This window comes from Serratia sp. PL7 (genome assembly GCF_945957435.1).
In genome coordinates, this window is the sequence record NZ_CAMFLB010000005.1 from 112058 (window position 1) to 129534 (window position 17477).

Annotated in this window: 12 protein-coding genes; 2 read left to right on the forward strand and 10 right to left on the reverse strand. The window is 55.0% G+C overall.

What is annotated here, in order from left to right:
• Positions 1-70: 70 nt before the first annotated feature.
• Together glnP and glnQ are read left to right on the forward strand one after the other, a co-directional pair.
• On the forward strand, positions 71-730 hold the full coding sequence (glnP, locus tag N6G83_RS22835) for a glutamine ABC transporter permease GlnP (protein ID WP_024527506.1): 660 nt from the start codon (positions 71-73) through the stop codon (positions 728-730).
• Positions 727-1449: a glutamine ABC transporter ATP-binding protein GlnQ gene (gene glnQ, locus N6G83_RS22840; RefSeq protein ID WP_024527505.1), complete on the forward strand. Its 723-nt coding sequence runs from the start codon at positions 727-729 to the stop codon at positions 1447-1449. Before glnP ends, glnQ begins: the two co-directional genes overlap by 4 nt.
• Positions 1450-1568: 119 nt before the next feature.
• On the opposite strand, the gene N6G83_RS22845 is transcribed toward glnQ, so the two are convergent.
• From N6G83_RS22845 to ybiB, 10 genes are all read right to left on the reverse strand, one after another.
• On the reverse strand, positions 1569-2873 hold the full coding sequence (locus N6G83_RS22845; protein ID WP_211135834.1) for a PAS domain-containing methyl-accepting chemotaxis protein: 1305 nt from the start codon (positions 2871-2873) through the stop codon (positions 1569-1571).
• Between the two features lie 283 nt (positions 2874-3156).
• Positions 3157-4122: a 23S rRNA (adenine(1618)-N(6))-methyltransferase RlmF gene (gene rlmF, locus N6G83_RS22850; RefSeq protein WP_021805132.1), complete on the reverse strand. Its 966-nt coding sequence runs from the start codon at positions 4120-4122 to the stop codon at positions 3157-3159.
• Between the two features lie 488 nt (positions 4123-4610).
• Positions 4611-5669: a glycosyl hydrolase family 8 gene (locus N6G83_RS22855; protein ID WP_211134478.1), complete on the reverse strand. Its 1059-nt coding sequence runs from the start codon at positions 5667-5669 to the stop codon at positions 4611-4613.
• 2 nt (positions 5670-5671) lie between these two features.
• Positions 5672-6157, reverse strand: coding sequence for a cellulose biosynthesis protein BcsD (gene bcsD, locus N6G83_RS22860; RefSeq protein ID WP_065686844.1), 486 nt, complete (start codon positions 6155-6157; stop codon positions 5672-5674).
• Between the two features lie 2 nt (positions 6158-6159).
• Positions 6160-10149 carry a cellulose biosynthesis protein BcsC gene (locus N6G83_RS22865; RefSeq protein ID WP_211134477.1) on the reverse strand — a complete coding sequence of 1330 codons (3990 nt, stop codon included), beginning with the start codon at positions 10147-10149 and terminating at the stop codon, positions 6160-6162.
• 36 nt (positions 10150-10185) lie between these two features.
• Positions 10186-12612, reverse strand: coding sequence for a cellulose biosynthesis cyclic di-GMP-binding regulatory protein BcsB (gene bcsB / locus N6G83_RS22870; RefSeq protein WP_248006579.1), 2427 nt, complete (start codon positions 12610-12612; stop codon positions 10186-10188).
• Positions 12609-14720 (reverse strand): UDP-forming cellulose synthase catalytic subunit, encoded by a 2112-nt coding sequence (gene bcsA, locus N6G83_RS22875; RefSeq protein ID WP_211134476.1) that lies wholly within the window; start codon positions 14718-14720, stop codon positions 12609-12611. Before bcsA ends, bcsB begins: the two co-directional genes overlap by 4 nt.
• Positions 14721-14737: 17 nt before the next feature.
• Entirely contained in the window at positions 14738-15544 is an 807-nt protein-coding gene (gene bcsQ, locus N6G83_RS22880) for a cellulose biosynthesis protein BcsQ (RefSeq protein ID WP_024527499.1), read from the reverse strand.
• Positions 15535-16068 (reverse strand): cellulose biosynthesis protein BcsO, encoded by a 534-nt coding sequence (locus tag N6G83_RS22885; protein ID WP_074028041.1) that lies wholly within the window; start codon positions 16066-16068, stop codon positions 15535-15537. The genes bcsQ and N6G83_RS22885 overlap by 10 nt, the downstream gene beginning before the upstream one ends.
• Before the next feature lie 443 nt (positions 16069-16511).
• Complete coding sequence (ybiB, locus tag N6G83_RS22890; RefSeq protein ID WP_199062005.1) at positions 16512-17465, reverse strand: DNA-binding protein YbiB; 954 nt, start codon at positions 17463-17465, stop codon at positions 16512-16514.
• Positions 17466-17477: the final 12 nt, after the last annotated feature.

The window sequence follows — 17477 nt, forward strand, 5'->3', positions numbered from 1 at the left end:
GGAGGTGTACCCGCCCCCTGTGCTTTGTTGTTTATTGATCCCCTTGCTTGGATCACCGGGAGATAACGCTATGCAATTCGACTGGAGCGCCATTTGGCCCGCCATCCCAATTTTGTTAGAAGGCGCCAAGATGACCCTATGGATTTCGGTCCTCGGTCTGATTGGCGGCCTGATCATCGGACTGGTTGCCGGTTTCGCACGTACCTATGGCGGCTGGATCGCCAACCATGTGGCACTGGTATTCATTGAAGTGATCCGCGGTACGCCGATTGTGGTACAGGTGATGTTTATCTACTTTGCCCTGCCCATGGCCTTTAGCGATTTCCGCATCGATCCTTTCACCGCCGCCGTGGTCACCATCATGATCAACTCGGGCGCCTACATTGCGGAAATTACCCGTGGCGCGGTGTTGTCGATCCACAGCGGCTTCCGTGAGGCCGGGCTAGCACTGGGGCTGTCGCGCCGCGAAACCATCCGCTATGTGATCATGCCGTTGGCTCTGCGCCGTATGCTGCCGCCGTTGGGTAACCAATGGATCATCAGCATCAAGGATACTTCGCTGTTCATCGTGATCGGGGTAGCGGAACTGACCCGTCAAGGGCAGGAAATTATTGCCGGTAACTTCCGCGCGCTGGAGATCTGGAGCGCCGTAGCGGTGATTTACCTGATTATTACCCTGATGCTTAGCTTCGTGCTGCGTCGTCTGGAAAGAAGGATGAAAATCCTGTGATTGAATTTAAAAACGTCTCCAAGCACTTCGGCCAGACCCAGGTGCTGCACAATATCGACCTGAACATCAAACAGGGTGAAGTGGTAGTGATTATCGGGCCTTCTGGCTCCGGTAAGTCAACTCTGCTGCGCTGCATCAACAAGCTGGAAGAGATCACCAGTGGTGAACTGGTCGTAGACGGCCTGAAGGTGAACGATCCTAAGGTTGACGACCGCCTTATCCGTCAGGAAGCCGGTATGGTGTTCCAGCAGTTCTACCTGTTCCCGCACCTGACTGCGCTGGAAAACGTGGCCTTTGGCCCGATCCGCGTACGGGGCATGAAGAAGGCAGAAGCCGAGAAGCATGCGCGCGTTCTGTTGGCCAAGGTAGGTCTGGCCGAACGGGCTCACCACTACCCTTCCGAGCTTTCCGGTGGACAGCAACAGCGTGTCGCTATCGCCCGGGCGTTAGCAGTGAAGCCTAAAATGATGCTGTTCGATGAGCCCACCTCGGCGCTCGATCCGGAATTACGTCACGAAGTGCTGAAAGTGATGCAGGATTTGGCCGAAGAAGGCATGACGATGGTGATCGTGACTCACGAAGTCGGCTTTGCCGAAAAAGTGGCCTCACGCCTGATCTTTATCGACAAAGGCCGGATCGCCGAAGATGGCAACCCTCATGACCTGATCAACAACCCGCCAAGCCCACGCCTGCGCGAGTTCTTACAGCACGTTTCCTGAAGCGATAATAAAAAGCCCCGCAAGGGGCTTTTTATTGATGCCAATATTGATCAATCCCATGTTCAACCTAAGAGCGACGCTCGCTGCGCGCGTTCAACAGTCTGCAACTCTGCAAAACCTCAGTGGATCACATCGCCCTGTTTGACCGAGGTAAACGCCTGCATCAGCTTGACCACGTCCTGCATACCCACATTAACCTGATTGATTACCTCCCCGGCATCCTTGGCTAGCGCCACGCCGCCGCCCGCCTGTTCCACGCAGGTCACCATCTTGTTGATAGCCGCCGTTACCCCCTGCTGAATGGTTTTGGTAACTTGCTCAATCTCGCTGGCCGCCTTACGGGACTGTTCGGCCAAGGTACGCACCTCATTAGCCACTACCGAGAAACCGCGCCCATGCTCACCCGCATGCGCCGCTTCGATCGAGGCGTTAATCGCCAGTAGATTGGTCTGGGCGGCAATTTTGCGGATCGCCTCAACCATATTGCCAATCTGTTGCGAACAGCGCCCCAAGTCGCTGACCACGTCTGAAGTCTGCCGCGCGGCCACCTCTACCTGCTGCATGCCCTGCACCGCCTGCTGAACAATGATCGCCCCTTGGGCAGCGGTTTTATCGGTCCCCATGGAGAGATGGTGGACATTTCGCACCATTTCCTCTTCATGCTGCTGTTGGAAAGTCTGGCGGGTGATGTCCTGGGCAATTTTCACCACCTTTAATACCCGCCCTTCATTGTCGATGATTGGGTTATAGCTGGCCTCCAGCCATACCCGCTCCCCACGCCGGTTGAGGCGTTCGAAACGCCCGGTCAAAAACTCCCCCTGGGCCAGCCGTTGCCAGTGCTGATGATACTCGTCAGAGTCGGCGAACTCCGGCGTACAAAGTATGCTGTGTGCCTGGCCGCGTGCCTCTTCCAGCCGATAGCCCATCAGATCGAGCATATTGTCGTTGGCATCCAGGATAATGCCGGTTGGCGAGAAGGTGATCATCGCCATTGAGCGATTCAGCGCCGTTAACAGGCTCTGATGCTCCTGGGCCTGAGTGATACGGCTGGTCACCTCGCTGGCGATCTTGATAATCTCCACCACCTGACCGTGCTTATTTAACACCGGGGTATAAGTTCCCTGCAGCCAGACCACTTCACCGCCCTTGCGAATACGCCTGATATTATCGGTAATGGCTTCGCCTCTATTTAACCTTTGCCAATGCCGCTGATAGGCCGGGCTGACGGCATAGTTTTGATCGCAGAAAATACGATGATGCTGACCAATGACTTCCTGGCGCTCAAACCCCATAGTTTGCAAGAACAGATCGTTGGCACGTAATACGGTGCCGTCGGGTTTAAATACGATCATCGCTACCGCATCTTCAATGGCGTCCAATTCGGCACGCCACGGGCTGCTGGACTGACGGAGGTTTAAAAACATCGGGTACATCCTTCTGGCAGATGGAGTTAACGGCAAGCACTCTCTATTTTTCTGCATTTCTTGCTCGCCAGTAAGCGCGCTATCGCCCTGAATATTGCGCACGACAATACTCCAGATTAACTGGATAAAAACGGTTATTAAGCTAGGTAATTATTGTTTTTTTTACTAATGAGCAGCGTGGGAATTTATTAACAATATTGAGGATAACGCAAGCCAGACAGAATGAAAGGAACGACAGAATAAATAATCGTTGCCGGCAAGATCGCCGGCAACGGTCTGGTAATTACTGCCAGCGTTCTGCCGCCCAGGCGGCTTGCTGCTCGGCATCAAGGAAGGTCCAGGCCACAAAGCGGCTAATCTTCTGCCCCTGTGCCATTTCGATGGTGCGCACCTCTGCGGCCCCGGCCTGCTTGAGCGCATAATAAATCGCAGGCAGCGTGGTGTTTTTAGAGATCAGCGAGGTGAACCACAGGCAGTTCTTGGCTTTGCCGACGCTCTCTTCCACCATCTTGCGAACAAAGGCCTCTTCGCCTCCTTCGCACCACAGTTCGTTGTTCTTGCCACCGAAGTTCTGCACCGGCTTTTCCGCCACTGCTCCTTTACCCAACTTATGCAACTTGAGGCGGGTGCTGGCGCGCGCTTCCTGCTCGGAACCGTGGAACGGCGGGTTACACAAGGTAGCATCGAAGCGCTCGGCAACGCCGATAATGCCGTTAAAGATACACTCCTGCTGCTTCTGCTGGCGCAGGCGCACGGTATTTTTTAACGTCGGATTCATTGCCACGATCATCTTGGCGGCCCCCAGCGAGACCGGATCAGTTTCCGAGCCGGTAAAGCGCCAGCCATATTCGCGCTGGCCGATGATAGGGTAAATACAGTTGGCCCCCACGCCGATATCCAGGATCGCCACGCCTTTACCCCGCGGGATCTCGCCGCCGTTGCTGGTCGCCAGCAGATCGGCCAGGTGATGCAGATAGTCAGCACGCCCTGGGATCGGTGGGCAGAGATAGTCGGCCGGGATATCCCAATGTTCGATGCCATAAAAGTGCATCAGCAAGGCACGGTTGAGCATTTTCACCGCGGCAGGATCGGCGAAATCCACCGAGATATCGCCCCAGGCGTTGGGCTTCACAAAGGGTTCCAATCCCGGACAGGTGGCGATCAAGGTAGGGAAATCATAGCGTGAGCGATGGCGATTGCGCGGATGCAGGCCGCTTTTCTGCTGCGGGAAACTTTTCTTTTTTTCCACCGTGACGGGCTCTCTGAAAGGGTTTTCTGGCGCGTAAGATAGCATAAAGCCCGGCGAGGCGCTTGCCGCTGAGGTGAAATGCGCCAAAATGGTAGGATTACGGGACCGGTGCAACGCCCCTCACCCCAAACCTCTCCCCAAGGAGAAGGGACCGATCGGGTTAACTTGAAGTTAGAGTGACTCACCTTAGATGAGGGGGGTGATCGATGAGACTACTTCTTTACTTCCAAACGAGCAGGGGCGATCAGCTCCCTCTCCCTGTGGGAGAGGAGACCGATCGGGTTGACTTGAAGTTAGAGTGACTCATCTTAGATGAGGGGGGTGATCGATGAGACTACTTCTTTACTTCCAAACGAGCAGGGGCGATCAGCTCCCTCTCCCTGTGGGAAAGGAGACCGATCGGGTTGACTTGAAGTTAGAGTGACTCATCTTAGATGAGGGGGGTGATCGATGAGACTACTTCTTTACTTCCAAACGAGCAGGGGCGATCAGCTCCCTCTCCCTGTGGGAGAGGGTTGGGGTGAGGGGACGAGCTGGCTGCGCTGTGCCCAGTACGCCAGCAGGTGCAGGCTGGCAGAATAGTAATCCTCATCCGGTGCCAAGCGATCTTTCAGCGGCCCCCGATCTCCCACCGTCAGATCCCTGACCGCCCTCATTCCCGGGCTTTGATTATACTCGGCGCGCTGGCCGCCAAGCACATCCAGCCAGGCTGGTGTCGCCCGGCGATCAAAGCCGCGCCAAAAGCTGGCAAAGGGGCTTAGTGACAGGCTGTCGGCCTTGTCCCAATAGAGATAGAGCGGAACCCGCACCGCATCAAAACCAAATCGCGGCGCCCAGTCGCTGGCCGGAGTCATTTGCCCATTGGCCTGTAGCGTGACCCAGTCGCTGGGTAGATGCTGTTTGCCAAAGCGCATTCTGCTGACCATGGTCATGCTATCGTCGATAAGCTTTTTCCACGCCGGCAAATGGCTTTCTTGGTAAAATGCGTGCCAGGCGGGAAAGACAAAATAGGAAGGATTAACGATCACCGAACCGTTCTGCCTGAAACCGCTAGCGCCAGGCAACATCACCCGATAACCGGCATAGTCGATGACGGTATGTTTGAGCAGAGCTTGCTGTATCTGCGCCGAGGAAGCCAGATAGGCAGGCACATTCCAGCGTTTCCCCGCCTTCAACAAGGCCCAGGCAATTAGGATATCGCCATCGGTGGCATTGTTTTTATCGGCTATCGGCACCGCCTTCCCCGGTTCATAGCGCCAGGAAAACAGGCCGATATCCTGGCGATACAAAGTGTTGTGGGTCCATCGCCAAAGATTGTCAAACGCAGGACGGTCGTCATTGTAGACCGCCAACAGCATGGCAAACCCTTGCCCTTCGGTATGGCTGACGTTGTTATTGCCGGTATCGGCAATCCGTCCGTCAGCTAACAGAAAACGCTGTTTGTATTGCGCCCAACCGCTGTCGGCAGCCTGAGCACCAAGGGACAACACCAACCCCAGCCAAAGCAGGAGTACGCGAAGCCTACCAAACCTGCTTTTCGCCATCATGTTTACCTGCGTTGCTCGTTTCTATAGCAAAAGACCAGGGTGTTATCCTTGGCCGGGCTGCGCCAGCGTAGGGAAACATGCGCCTCACCGCCCTGAGCCAGCAGCCAGGCGTCATAGGCCCCCTCGAGCACCGTGGCAAAAGAGAGTGCCCAGACGTCTTCGTTGGCCGGATCGGCACTGTGCGGGTAGGCATAATGGGTCAGGATCATCTGTTCGCCATTGGCCTCAATCTGCACCCTGCCCCAGTCAAACTGACGTAGTAAGGCATTGAGAGCATCCTCCAACTCTCCCACCGTTTCCGCCTCCGGCAATGGCAGCTTCTTCGCCAGGTTACTCCCCATCAAACGCAGAAAGTCGCGGCTGTCCGCATCATCAGCAGAAGCCAGAATGCCGGAGAACACCACTTCGATCAGATCCTGCCAACCCGCCTTAAACTGACGCTGGCGATAATAATCAAGCTCATACCCGGTAGTGTTAATATCTTGCATGGTTATTTTCCATCTAACAGATATTTAAAATAGAGCAAAGCCGTGCTCTCGGAATAGCTGCCGAAAGTGTCATAACCCAACTGCCCCCCAACCAACACGCTTGGCGTGACCTTATAAGTCCCCCCCGCCTTCAGGCTGTAGCCAATGCCACTCTTGTCCTCGCTGGCATATCTGGCCTCTTTGCCGTAACCCTGGCTGACCAGGCTTTCCAACTGAGACTGAAGAGCCGGATCGTTCGGGTAATACAGGCTTTCCTGATTGTTATAGGTCTGATAACCCACGTTGCCGCTCAGAATATAGGTGAAGTTATCCTGTTTTTTGGTGTACTCCACCGGCAGCGAGATGCTGAGATAATCCTGCGGGCTGAAGTAGCCCCCTTGACCGTAGCTGAAGTAACTGAGGTTTTTGTCAAAATCCATATAGTTGACGTTAACGCCCACCTTCAGCTCGCTATCATCATCCTTATAAGGGCGAATGTAGGCTCCCAGAATGCCGGTCACGCTATGGTTATCCGCCACGTTATCACCCACGTAGCTGTAATAACCCGCGCCACCGTAAGCTCCGAGCACGCCATCATCGTATCCAAGATTTACTCCGCCGCCGTTCTTGGTCACCGCCCCCCATTTCTTGCCGGTGATGGTATCTTCGGTCCCGACATAGGAGAGCAGGCTATCTTTTACCGCGCGACGTTCAAGCGTCATATCCAGCGTTGAGTGTTCGGTCAGCTTGGGTGACCATTTCACGCCACCCACTATCGAACTGATGCCGCTGCCCATTGGCGTACTGCCCACGTCCAGCTTATAGCTGTCACCGCTTAGTGCCAACGCCAGTTCTACCCCGGTATCTTGCTGCTGCCCCGGTGAGTCGGCATAGATATCGTTAGGGCCAAAGGTCTTCGGCTGTGTCACCAGGCCAGCCAGCGTCTGCCTTTCGTTATAGGCCTGATCCTGCGCCACCGTGGCAGCGGCACACTCTGGCGAAGTGGCGTCAATAGAACACAGGCTATCGCGGGTGGCATGCAGTTGCTGATAACGCAGATCGGCGGCCTGTGCGGCAGCAATCGAGGTCTGAGAGGCAACGACGGAGGCCTGAGTCGCAGCCTCGATAGCCCTGGCCTGTTGCAGCGCACCGGTACCAAAGCGGCTGTTGGCGCTGTCGGATGGTGTACCGGATTTCAGCATCACCGGTGTCACATCAACACTGAGTCTGCCATTATCGAACGGCATGCCTGACAGGGTGATTGGGCTTCTCACTTCCGTGATATTACTCAGGCCGTTTTCACCACTGCTGTTATCACGCAATGAAATATTCCCCTGAACCCAGGTGGCGGTCTTGTCCTGCACCTCGTCCATCAGCTTATCAATCTGCTGCAAGGTCGGGTTTTTCACTACCTCCGCAGGAGCGCGCGCGTAACCTGGGGCTGCAACTTGCCAAGGCAGCACCTCACCGTAAGCCGAGGAAGAGGTATTCACGCTCGACGATGCCGTGCTCTGCGCGGCAAACGGATTATCCGCCAGCCGCAAACCGCCAATCACTGCAGGCCCCCCGCCTGGCGCACCGCTTACGCCATTGACTCGGTTTTTCGCCTCACGCAGAAACACCATCGCCTGTGGATAGTTACCGTCCGCTTGAGCCACGCGCGCCGCCAGCAGCAACTGATCCGGCGTTTTAAGCGCAGGCAAGCCGCGCAGCAACTGTTTGGCTCGATCGACATCGCCATCGGACAATGCGACCCCGACGGCACCTTCGCGCGCCCCTTGGTTCAGGCTGTCACGGCTGAGCAGGTAGTTGTAAACCTGCCCGGCCTCTTTGTTCATATTGCCAGACTGATAGAGACGCCCCATCGCCAGCATGATATCGGTATTTTGCGGATCGTTTTGCAACGCGCCGATCAGCTTGTCATACGCGGCGCTATACTGCCCCTGCAAACGCAGTTTATCCGCCTCATTGATCACGCTGCCGTTGCGCAGTTGGCCAATCTCGCGGGTTGAACTGCGCGCCCGCAACGCCGGGTTATTCAGCCAGGCATCGGCTTCCTGGCTTAACCCGGCCTGATTGAGCACCGCTATCTGGGCCGCGTAATCCCCCGCATTGCCTTTGACTCCCAAACGCATGTTGTCACGCACCAGTTGGACCGCCGTTGAGGTATCCCCCACCGTCATCAAATCTTTTGCCAGCTCCCCAAGGGCCGCGGGTTCAGTCGGAGGCTTCTGCGCCAACTGCCGCAAGATGACCGCCGCGCTGGCCGTGTTACCCTGGCGAAGATAACTTTCTGCACTGGCCCGCTGCTGGTTGGCCGACGCAGTGGCCACCAGAGCCCGCATGCTGCTGTTCTGCCTCCCTTGCGGGATACGCGCCATCAGGGTGGAAACGTTCAGCCAGTCGTTACGTTCTGAAGCAAACAGCGCTGCCGCGTACAGGCTATCTGGCGAAGCACCAACCTGCATCAGCGGAGAGATCAAGGTTTGCGCCTGCAACTCTTGCCCCTGTTTGTTCAGGATGCGTGCCATATCCAGCCGTACCCAAACGTTCGAAGGCTGCTTTTCCAGCGCCTGTTGCAAGATCATCATCGCACGCTGCGGATCGCCATTCTGCATGGCGGCCTCGGCCTGCCTGCGCTGAGGATCAACATTCACCCCCGCCACCGCCTGCTGGACTTTAGGCCGTTGATCGGCTGGGATAGTTTGCAGTATCTGCGCAGCTTGCGGGCCTTTGTCACGCTGTTGCTGCAACAAATAATACAGCCCCAGCCTGGCATCATTATTCTGCGGATTTTGCGCCAGCAAGCCGCGATACATCTGCTCGGAGGCAGTGAAATCCCCTTTCTTACGAGCCAGATCGGCCCGGAACAGCGTCGCCGCGTTGCCTTTATCCCCTGTAGCACGGCTCAGGGGCGCACTGATCGCCAAGGCTTCATCCAATTGGCCTGCGTTGGCAGCCTGCTTGGCTTTGTCCAATGTCGCGTAAAACGCCGCTTCCTGAGCCAACGCCCCCCACTGCGCACTCTGTGGGCCGCCCTGTTTTGCCGCCTGGGTGAGGTAGTTTTCTGCCTGCGCGAAGTTTCCGCTGCGCATCGCCGTAAATCCCATCCCGGCCAGGGCATCCGCATCATTCGGGTTGCTGGCCAAGATAGCGGCAAACTGATCCTTGGCGCTGCCCAGATCCCCTTTATTCAGTTCGGAGAACCCAACGCCTTTGGCCGAGCCGGCAATATTCTGCTGATAATAGGCCGCCACGGCCTTGTCCGCCGGATGCCGTTGCTGATAGGCATCATACAGCGGCTTGTCAGCCGGTTGCGGTGCCAACCACAGCAGCGCCTGTTTCAACGCCTGATCGGCCTCATTATTGTTCGGAGCCATCGCCGCCAACATATCGATCCCCTCACGACGGGTCGATTCCTGATAGGTCAGCACCTTGCCCAGCACCACACGGGTTTGCGTGTCATTGGGTTGCATAGCCAGCCGCTGCTTGAGGCCATCAATCGCCTCCTGCCTGCCCGCAGGTGAACCTGCCAAAGTGAGGTAATACTCATTGGCAAGGTTATCGATCGGTGTCTTGCCGTTGAACACCGTCTGATAAGCCGCAGCCGCCTGGGCAAACTCCCCTTTCGCCGCCAACTGCCGGGCCTGCGCCAACAGACTTTTGGAGACCGACGGAGCCGCTTCGGTGCTGCTCAACGCCTGGAGGCGAGGATCATTGGGCGCGATAGCGCTCAGTTTTTTACGCCAGATTTCGGCCTTGGCCTTATCCCCGCTCTGCATGGCATACAGAGATAGCAGATACATCGCCTCGGCGTTGTTCTCGTCGATCAGCAGGACTTTCTGCAACGCCCCCTGGGCCAGTTCATCATGCGATTTGTCATGCCAGTAAGCCGCCTGTTGAAACAGGGCTTTCAGCGCGGGGTTATTGTCATCCGCCAACGCCGACACCGAAAAAATCGTCAGCCCAGCCAGAGAGACCCAATACAATTTCTTTTTCAGCAATAGGTTCATTGGCGGCTCCTGTCTAGCTTCTGGTCGAGACGTGTTTTAACTTTCATCTTCTGCATCTCTCCCCAGGCGTTTGGTGGCGTGCTTGCGTAGCAAAATATACAGCCCCAGCCCCAACACCACGGAAATCCCCAACACGGTCAGGGATAAAAGCACCACATGTTTACTGGCATACCAGATAAAGATCAGATACCAGGGCAGATCCCCACTCGGGAACTGTTCGCCAACCTGGAAACTGCGTACGCCGTTCTGATCGGTGATCACCGCCAGATCGCCACGCACTCCGGCGTTGATCTGGGCCAATTTCAGATCGCCATAGATCTTGTTCAGGTCATCGTCGGAAGAGGCGCTGGCCACCACCACCACCCGTTGCGGATCCCAACCGGAACGGAAACTGAAAAATCCACGCCAGTCCGTCAATGAGGAGAGATAACGATCGGCGTCGATGCCTTGGGTCCGCCAGTTACCTTTCAGGTAGGACTGCAGTTTTTCCAACGTAGACTGCGCCTTGACCGCCAACCCACCGCTATCGTTTAGCGTAAAAGGCACCTGTTGCAACAGCCGCTGATAGAAAGTGCTCTGAGCCAGTGAGGCGACCACCAGCACATCCTTGCCCTTGAAGTCGTCCAACTCGCTCTCATTGCCTCGTAGGCCAAAGCGGATATCCACATTGCCAATCGAGCTGCCGGTAGCCGCGCCTGAGCGAGCGGTCAGATTCAACAGCGCGCGGACTTCGTTGTCCGTGGGTTTTTCCGCCATTAACAGCACGGTTTGCGAGAAGTCCGCCAGCTTGGAGAATGGGAAGGAGGCCCCAACGAAATAAGAGAGGTTAGGCAACTCGGTGAAATGGTAGGTATCGCTCAGATCAATATACGAGTTGGGCCCGATATGGCTCTTGAGAGTGTTGCTATCCGTCGGATCGCAGGAGGCGCCGTTTTTCGGCACGATAGAGAAATAAAGCTCCAGCATGTTGTCGCCGTAAATCAGATACGGTGGCAGGGCCAAGGTATATTGTTCCTGGCGAATATCGCCGCCAAACTGGTGCCACAGCAACTCCAGCTGTCCGCGTTTGTTCACCGAAAGGTTACTCAGGAAAGTGCCATTCAGCGTGGCACTGAGCTGGGATTTATTCTCATCGATCCAGTTGTCGGTGGGGAAACGGTAGTTGATTTGCAGCGGGACGTTTCTGCCATCCCACATAAACAGGTCCGGGGCGGCACGGAAAGCAACGCGCACCGCGTCATGGTAAACGCCGGTGACGGTCAGTTCCTCATTACTGGCCACCAGCTTGTCAAAGCTGACCGGCTTGCTGGTATCGATCCAGCGCGGGGCGTCGTAGGGCTGGCGCAGCGGAATAGTCACCGGCTTCACCGCCAGCAACGCGGTTTTCTCCGGCAACGGCTGGCTGACCAGACGATAGGCTGCCTGGCGCATCTCGGTGGCGTTACGCCCCATCACCAGCAACAGCTTGTAAACCGGGTTCAGCGGATTATCAATCATCTGAATGGTCGGGCCATCGGCCTGTGGCAGAGTCAACTGGCCAATCTGCTCGCCGGGGCGCGCAAAGATAATGCCGTTCTGTTCGGGCAAGCTATCCTGCAATACCTGAAAGTTCAAGTTATTATGGCGCGTTACCTTCCCCAGATAAGAGCTGACGATAGCGGAGGCTACCACGTCTTCCGGCCGTTTTTCCTGGCCGAAGATCACGTCCACCAAGGTGGGTTGCATGGTCTGAGGATCAAAGAACGGATTGGGGAAACGGCCGAGGTTCGGGCTGATATTCAGCACCTGGTTTTCCAGATGTAACTGGCTGGTTGGCAGCACCTTGAGCCAATATTTATTGGCCGCCCCCTTTTCGCACAGCATGGCCGCATTGCTGCCATTGCCAATGCTGAAACTCAGGTTGTTGCGCGCTACGATCATGGCGGCCGGGATCGGTACCTGCAAACTGACCTTGCCTTCATGCAATTGGTTCAGCTTCTGGGTGCTCAAGGGTTGCCCATTGAGCATCAGTTGCAGCTCGGTATCGGTTCCTATCAGGGCCGGGGAAATGTCGAGATCCAGCACCAGATTGCCGTCCGTTACCACCCAGTCCGAGGGTAAGGTAAAGGTGAAGCCGGACTGCTGTTGCCAGTTGCTCAACGTCAATCCTGTGGTTTGCCCCATATCGCCCACGCTGAGCGTGGAAGCGAGCGACTGATTGAAGACGGTAACCGGTGGCGTAGCGATATCAAGCGGAGCAGTTTGCTCAACACTGCCCGGCACTGCACCCGCTGGTGGAGCATCTGTTGGACGCGGCAAGGTAGGAAAACCTGGCATCTCGACACCATCGCTGGCATGTGACGGCGCAGGCTGCGGATCGGCTGCAAGGGCAAGACCAGAAAGCCCCATCCCCAACATCAGGCCGCTGACCAGAGCAATGAGCGTAGATCTGCCTGTTGGCAACTTGGTTTTCACCCGGCTCATAGGGCTTGTTCCTTATCCCGCTTTAGTTCAGGCCGCTTCTGCTGCTTTTTGGCCCGACGATCGCGCCAGGAAAAATAGAAAAACTCGAAAATACAGCGCAGGACGCCCAACAACGAACGCAGTGGCCGATCCTGTGGGAAAGGTTTGGTCTGGATCCAGGCATCTGCCCGCGCCAATACTACCCGCACCAGCTCCCGTCGTTTCTCAATCGGCATCTCTTTGAACATTAACCGGGTCACCGACTTGTCGACATCGATCAACTCTACCGGGAAACAGACGGCCCCAGACTTGAGCGATATTTCCACCTCTTCGATCGGATCGTTGAGGAAGCGCTCGTCCGGCGTTTTCAATTTGACCCCACCCATCGAAAGATCCAGGGTTTCGGTACGCATCGCCGCGCCACTGGCAAAGTACAGCACTGCAGGCAAGGAGGCATCGATACGGATGGTTTTTCGCACCTGGCGAGTTTCCCGCGCTACGGCAATGGCGGCCAGCAGGATAATCATGCTGAAACTGGCCCAGGCAATATTAAGCCAAATAACCTGCGGGTTAGCACCATAGTGATCCGGCATCACCAGGCGGATCCCGCCCCAGGCAGTACCGATTAACAGCAAGGACACGGCGATAATATGCGGCCGGACAATATGGGAGTCGAAATAGTTAACATCCAGCAACGCGCCTTTATCCGTCACGTTAAACTTGCCGTGTTTTGGCGAGATCATCGTCAACAGGGTCGGTATCACCAGGTGGAAACACATCACCGTCTCATAGATTTCCCCCCAGAACGAATAGCGATAGCGTCCGTTGGCTCTGGAGTTGATATAGATCGACATCACCAGATGCGGTAACACATAAGCGAAAATCAGCCCGGCGGAGGAGGCGATGATATTGAGGTTGAACAGCAGATAAACCAGCGGTGCCACGCAGAATATCACCCTGGGTAAGCCGTACTGGAAATGCAGCATGGCGTTCAGATAGCATAAACGCTGCTGCCAGGTCAGGCCGCGCCCCAACAAGGGATTATCCACCCGGAAGATCTGCGTCATACCGCGCGCCCAGCGGGTACGTTGGATCACGTGCAGCCCCAAGCGTTCGGTGGCCAGCCCGGCTGCCAATGGCAACGCCAGGAATGCCGTGTTCCAGCCTCGACGCTGCATCTTCAAGGCGGTGTGGGCATCTTCGGTCACGGTTTCTACCGCAAAACCGCCCACCTCCTCCAGCGCCGAACGGCGGATCACGGCACAGGAGCCGCAGAAGAAGGTGGCGTTCCAGTTATCATTACCCTGTTGCACCGGCCCATAGAACAGTGCGCCTTCGTTAGGGACTTTGCTCGCCTCTGACAGGTTGCGTTCAAACGGATCCGGCGAATAGAAATAGTGCGGGGTCTGAATCAACGCCAGACGCTCATCCACCAGGAAGCTGCCGACCGTCGCCTGCAAGAAGGCGCGGGTTGCTACGTGATCGCAGTCAAACACGGTGATCAATTCACCCTGAGTCACTTTCATCGCGTTATTCAGATTGCCCGCTTTGGCATGGTGGTTATTGTTGCGGGTAATATAGCCTACACCCGCATCGGCACAGAATACGGCAAACTCATTACGTTTGCCGTCATCCAGCACGTAGATTTTCATCTTGTCTTTCGGGTAGTCAATGCACTGCGCCGCCAGTATGGTGTCGCGCACCACGTCCATACTTTCGTTGTAAGTAGGAATATAGACATCTACCGTTGGCCATAGCGACGTGTCGTCGGGCAGCGGTTCAATAGTGCGTTTTAATGACCAGGTAGTCTGAATATAACCAAACAGCAATATCACCAGGGCATACAGCTCGGTGATAAACAGGGCAATACCCAACACCGCCTCCAGGGTACTGTTGAAATGCAGGGTTTCTGTCGCGCGCCAGTAGATGTAACGTAATGACATCAGGGTCGACATCACAATCATTACCAGGGTAACTTTTTTGCTTTTACTCACCCCTAAAATAAACACGATCGCTATGCAGATCAGGCCAAAGATATACTGATTATCACTGCTCATGGGGGCAATGATAATCAACAGCATAAAAGGTAAGGCCAACAGCAGTAAGAAATAAAAGAGTATTTTATTCATAACTAACCAGACAATCCTTACGAAGAGCCATAAATAGACGTAGTATGATGATACGTACCATCTCCAACACTAAGCCCTAAAATTACTGCGACCTTTTTACTGATCTGCTCAATATCAAATGCAGCAGCCGACACCGGGCTAATATCCATGATCGCCCGTTGCGATGCGTTGGCCTCTGGGACACACTCATCGCGGTGAATGGTTCCTAGCAGTTTGTCTTGCAAACGCTGCTCAAAGAATTGCGTCACGTCCCTGCTCAACGTACGCCGCATGTCACTCTGGTTTACCACATAATACTCGCCAACTTCATTGCTGGCAGGCGCACTCATAAACTTATGCTGCTCAATAGTGGGTAATAAACTGAGCGATGCGGTATCGGCCAGCAATACCATAATGCGCATGTCCGCAGCGGCCTGCATGGCCTGCACTGCCGCATTGCGCCCCGGTGGCATATCGGCGATCACCACCATGCCTGGGATCTTCAGCACCGAACTCAGGCCACGTTGAATGAACATTGGCTCATTGAGCAGATTGTCATCGAACTGAAGGCGCTGCTCATCAGTGACGTCGCCGTAAGGTAAAACGAACAGGTTCGGCCCAACTTTAAGAATAAACTGACTCCAATCGGATAAAATTGCCGACTGGGCAACAAAACCTCGGTTATCGGCAATAGGCACGCCAAAATGCAGCCTTAACGCATTCTGCGTGTCGAAGTCGACAACCAACACCTTACTGCCGCTACGGGCCAATGCATAAGCCAGATTAGCAGTAACCGTGGTTTTCCCTACCCCTCCTTTCGGAGAACAAACACAGACTAACGGCATGAGGCAATAGACTCTAAAAGTGGTTTGAGTAATGTATTACGACCAGCGTCCATCACTTCACCGGCAGAGGACGTTTTCTTGCTGAACATCTGCTTAAAACGTTGGTTCTCTGGTTGCGGAGCGGACGGCGGAGCGCTTGCAGGGGAATGAAAAGGGTTACCCTGAGCAAGAACGTCACGCGGGCTTTCCGGCTGGGCGGTTTTAGTGAGTTTAGGCTCCACCGGCGGAGCAAAACGATCAAAATTATGAGGAATGTGGCCGGGCAAGGCGGTATTTTCTGTTATCACCGCCTTGGGTTGTGCAGGCGGTTCGAACCCTAAAGGTGCACTGGAAGAGAGATCCGTACTATTGATCGGCGTTGGCTGCGAGCTGCTGGCAGTAATACCACCATTGCCTGCTACCTGTTCAACAATAGACCAGCGTTGTGAGGCCGATGCCACATCTGCACGAGGAAATTCTTTATAATCAAGCCCTTTGAGATTGGTCTTATCTTTGAATCCTTGGACATCATCATATTTACTCATAATCCAGACCTATAAGCTTACACTTGGCACTGTATGAATACATACAAATCACGAATGTAAAATAACGTGATCTATAACCCAAATACACAATGGAAAACCGTCTATGTATTTTAAGCGCTTCTCTTCTTATGGTTTAGATAGAGTAGCTTACAAGTCCTTTTTTACAACCAAGACGGAGCAAACCTCCGCAATCGATGGAAAATCATGCAAGACCCCAAAGCTGATGGGCTGAGTGTAATCTACTTCTTTAAAGTTATACACTGAGTTTTAAACGCTTTTACCCCGTCTTATCACATAACCCACCAACTTATGCCATAATTTAAGTGGTTAGTAATATATAGTCTGGTAATTGAGATTTTTTTTACTAAAAATAACCAACACAACAGTGATAAATACTTGGGGCAAAGGTATTCGCCCCTGATAATAGAAGGTAATAAGGCAGACTATCGCAGCCTGATCAGCCCCTGCTCCAATGTCTCCACTTGGCCGGTAGCGACCAGGCAGCAGGCAACCTGCCGAGCGATCGGCTCGGGAATGGCGACCTCACCAGCCAGACAGCGTTCCGTCCATCGCGCCGTTGTTGCGGCGTCCTTGGCGGCAGGCACCTCAGCTAACGCATCCTGTTCTGGCCGTTCCAACAAAATCTGCTGCTGACCCCCGACGATATAGTGGATTTTTGGACAGCGTTGCGGATTGGCGTAAGCCTCCCCTTCGGTGCCATGCATCAATAATCCCCGCGCACCGATCTGGCAGAAAAATGAGGCAACACGCTCGACGTATTCCGGATGAGAAACGCTGGCGATGCGCAGCACGTCCTGCTCACCAAACGGCGTCGCCAATTTTGCCAGCGTGTGGGCGCTGTTACGCACGCCCATTCTCCAGCGCAAACCAAGCTGATTTTCCAACGCTGGCGCAAGCGCCGACACCGGGATAAACACCGCATTTCCGCCGTCCAAACGCCGTTGAGCGGCCTGAGGATCTTCAGACCACTGCACCCCAAGTTCACGGAAAATCTCTGCGCTGGTGACGCGCGTGCTGTCGTTCACTACGCCGTGAACTACTACCGGTAGCCCAACTTTGGCCAACAACAATGCCAGTAACGGCGTCAGGTTGGCCTGTTTACGAGCGCCGTTGTAACTGGGTAGCACCACCGGCATCGGGCGCCCCTTCGGGGGTTGCAGCCGCATGACCTGCTGTTGCATCGCCTGATAGAAGCCAAGCATCTCCTCCTCGGCTTCCCCCTTGATTCTCATGGCGATCAGGATGGCTCCCAACTCCAGAGGTGGCACGGCATCGGACAGCATCGCCTGATAGAGCTCAAAAGCCGTTTGCCGATCCAGATCGCGCGCATGGTTCTTGCCACGGCCTATTTCTTTGATAATTTTGCTGTAATCCATCGCTCGCTCCGC

Coding starts and splice junctions, on each gene's coding strand:
- glnP (WP_024527506.1), top strand. CDS start 71: ATGCAATTCGACTGGAGCGCCATTTGGCCCGCCATCCCAATTTTGTTA.
- N6G83_RS22845 (WP_211135834.1), bottom strand. CDS start 2,873: ATGTTTTTAAACCTCCGTCAGTCCAGCAGCCCGTGGCGTGCCGAATTG.
- N6G83_RS22855 (WP_211134478.1), bottom strand. CDS start 5,669: ATGATGGCGAAAAGCAGGTTTGGTAGGCTTCGCGTACTCCTGCTTTGG.
- bcsD (WP_065686844.1), bottom strand. CDS start 6,157: ATGCAAGATATTAACACTACCGGGTATGAGCTTGATTATTATCGCCAG.
- N6G83_RS22865 (WP_211134477.1), bottom strand. CDS start 10,149: ATGAACCTATTGCTGAAAAAGAAATTGTATTGGGTCTCTCTGGCTGGG.
- bcsB (WP_248006579.1), bottom strand. CDS start 12,612: ATGAGCCGGGTGAAAACCAAGTTGCCAACAGGCAGATCTACGCTCATT.
- bcsA (WP_211134476.1), bottom strand. CDS start 14,720: ATGAATAAAATACTCTTTTATTTCTTACTGCTGTTGGCCTTACCTTTT.
- bcsQ (WP_024527499.1), bottom strand. CDS start 15,544: ATGCCGTTAGTCTGTGTTTGTTCTCCGAAAGGAGGGGTAGGGAAAACC.
- N6G83_RS22885 (WP_074028041.1), bottom strand. CDS start 16,068: ATGAGTAAATATGATGATGTCCAAGGATTCAAAGATAAGACCAATCTC.
- ybiB (WP_199062005.1), bottom strand. CDS start 17,465: ATGGATTACAGCAAAATTATCAAAGAAATAGGCCGTGGCAAGAACCAT.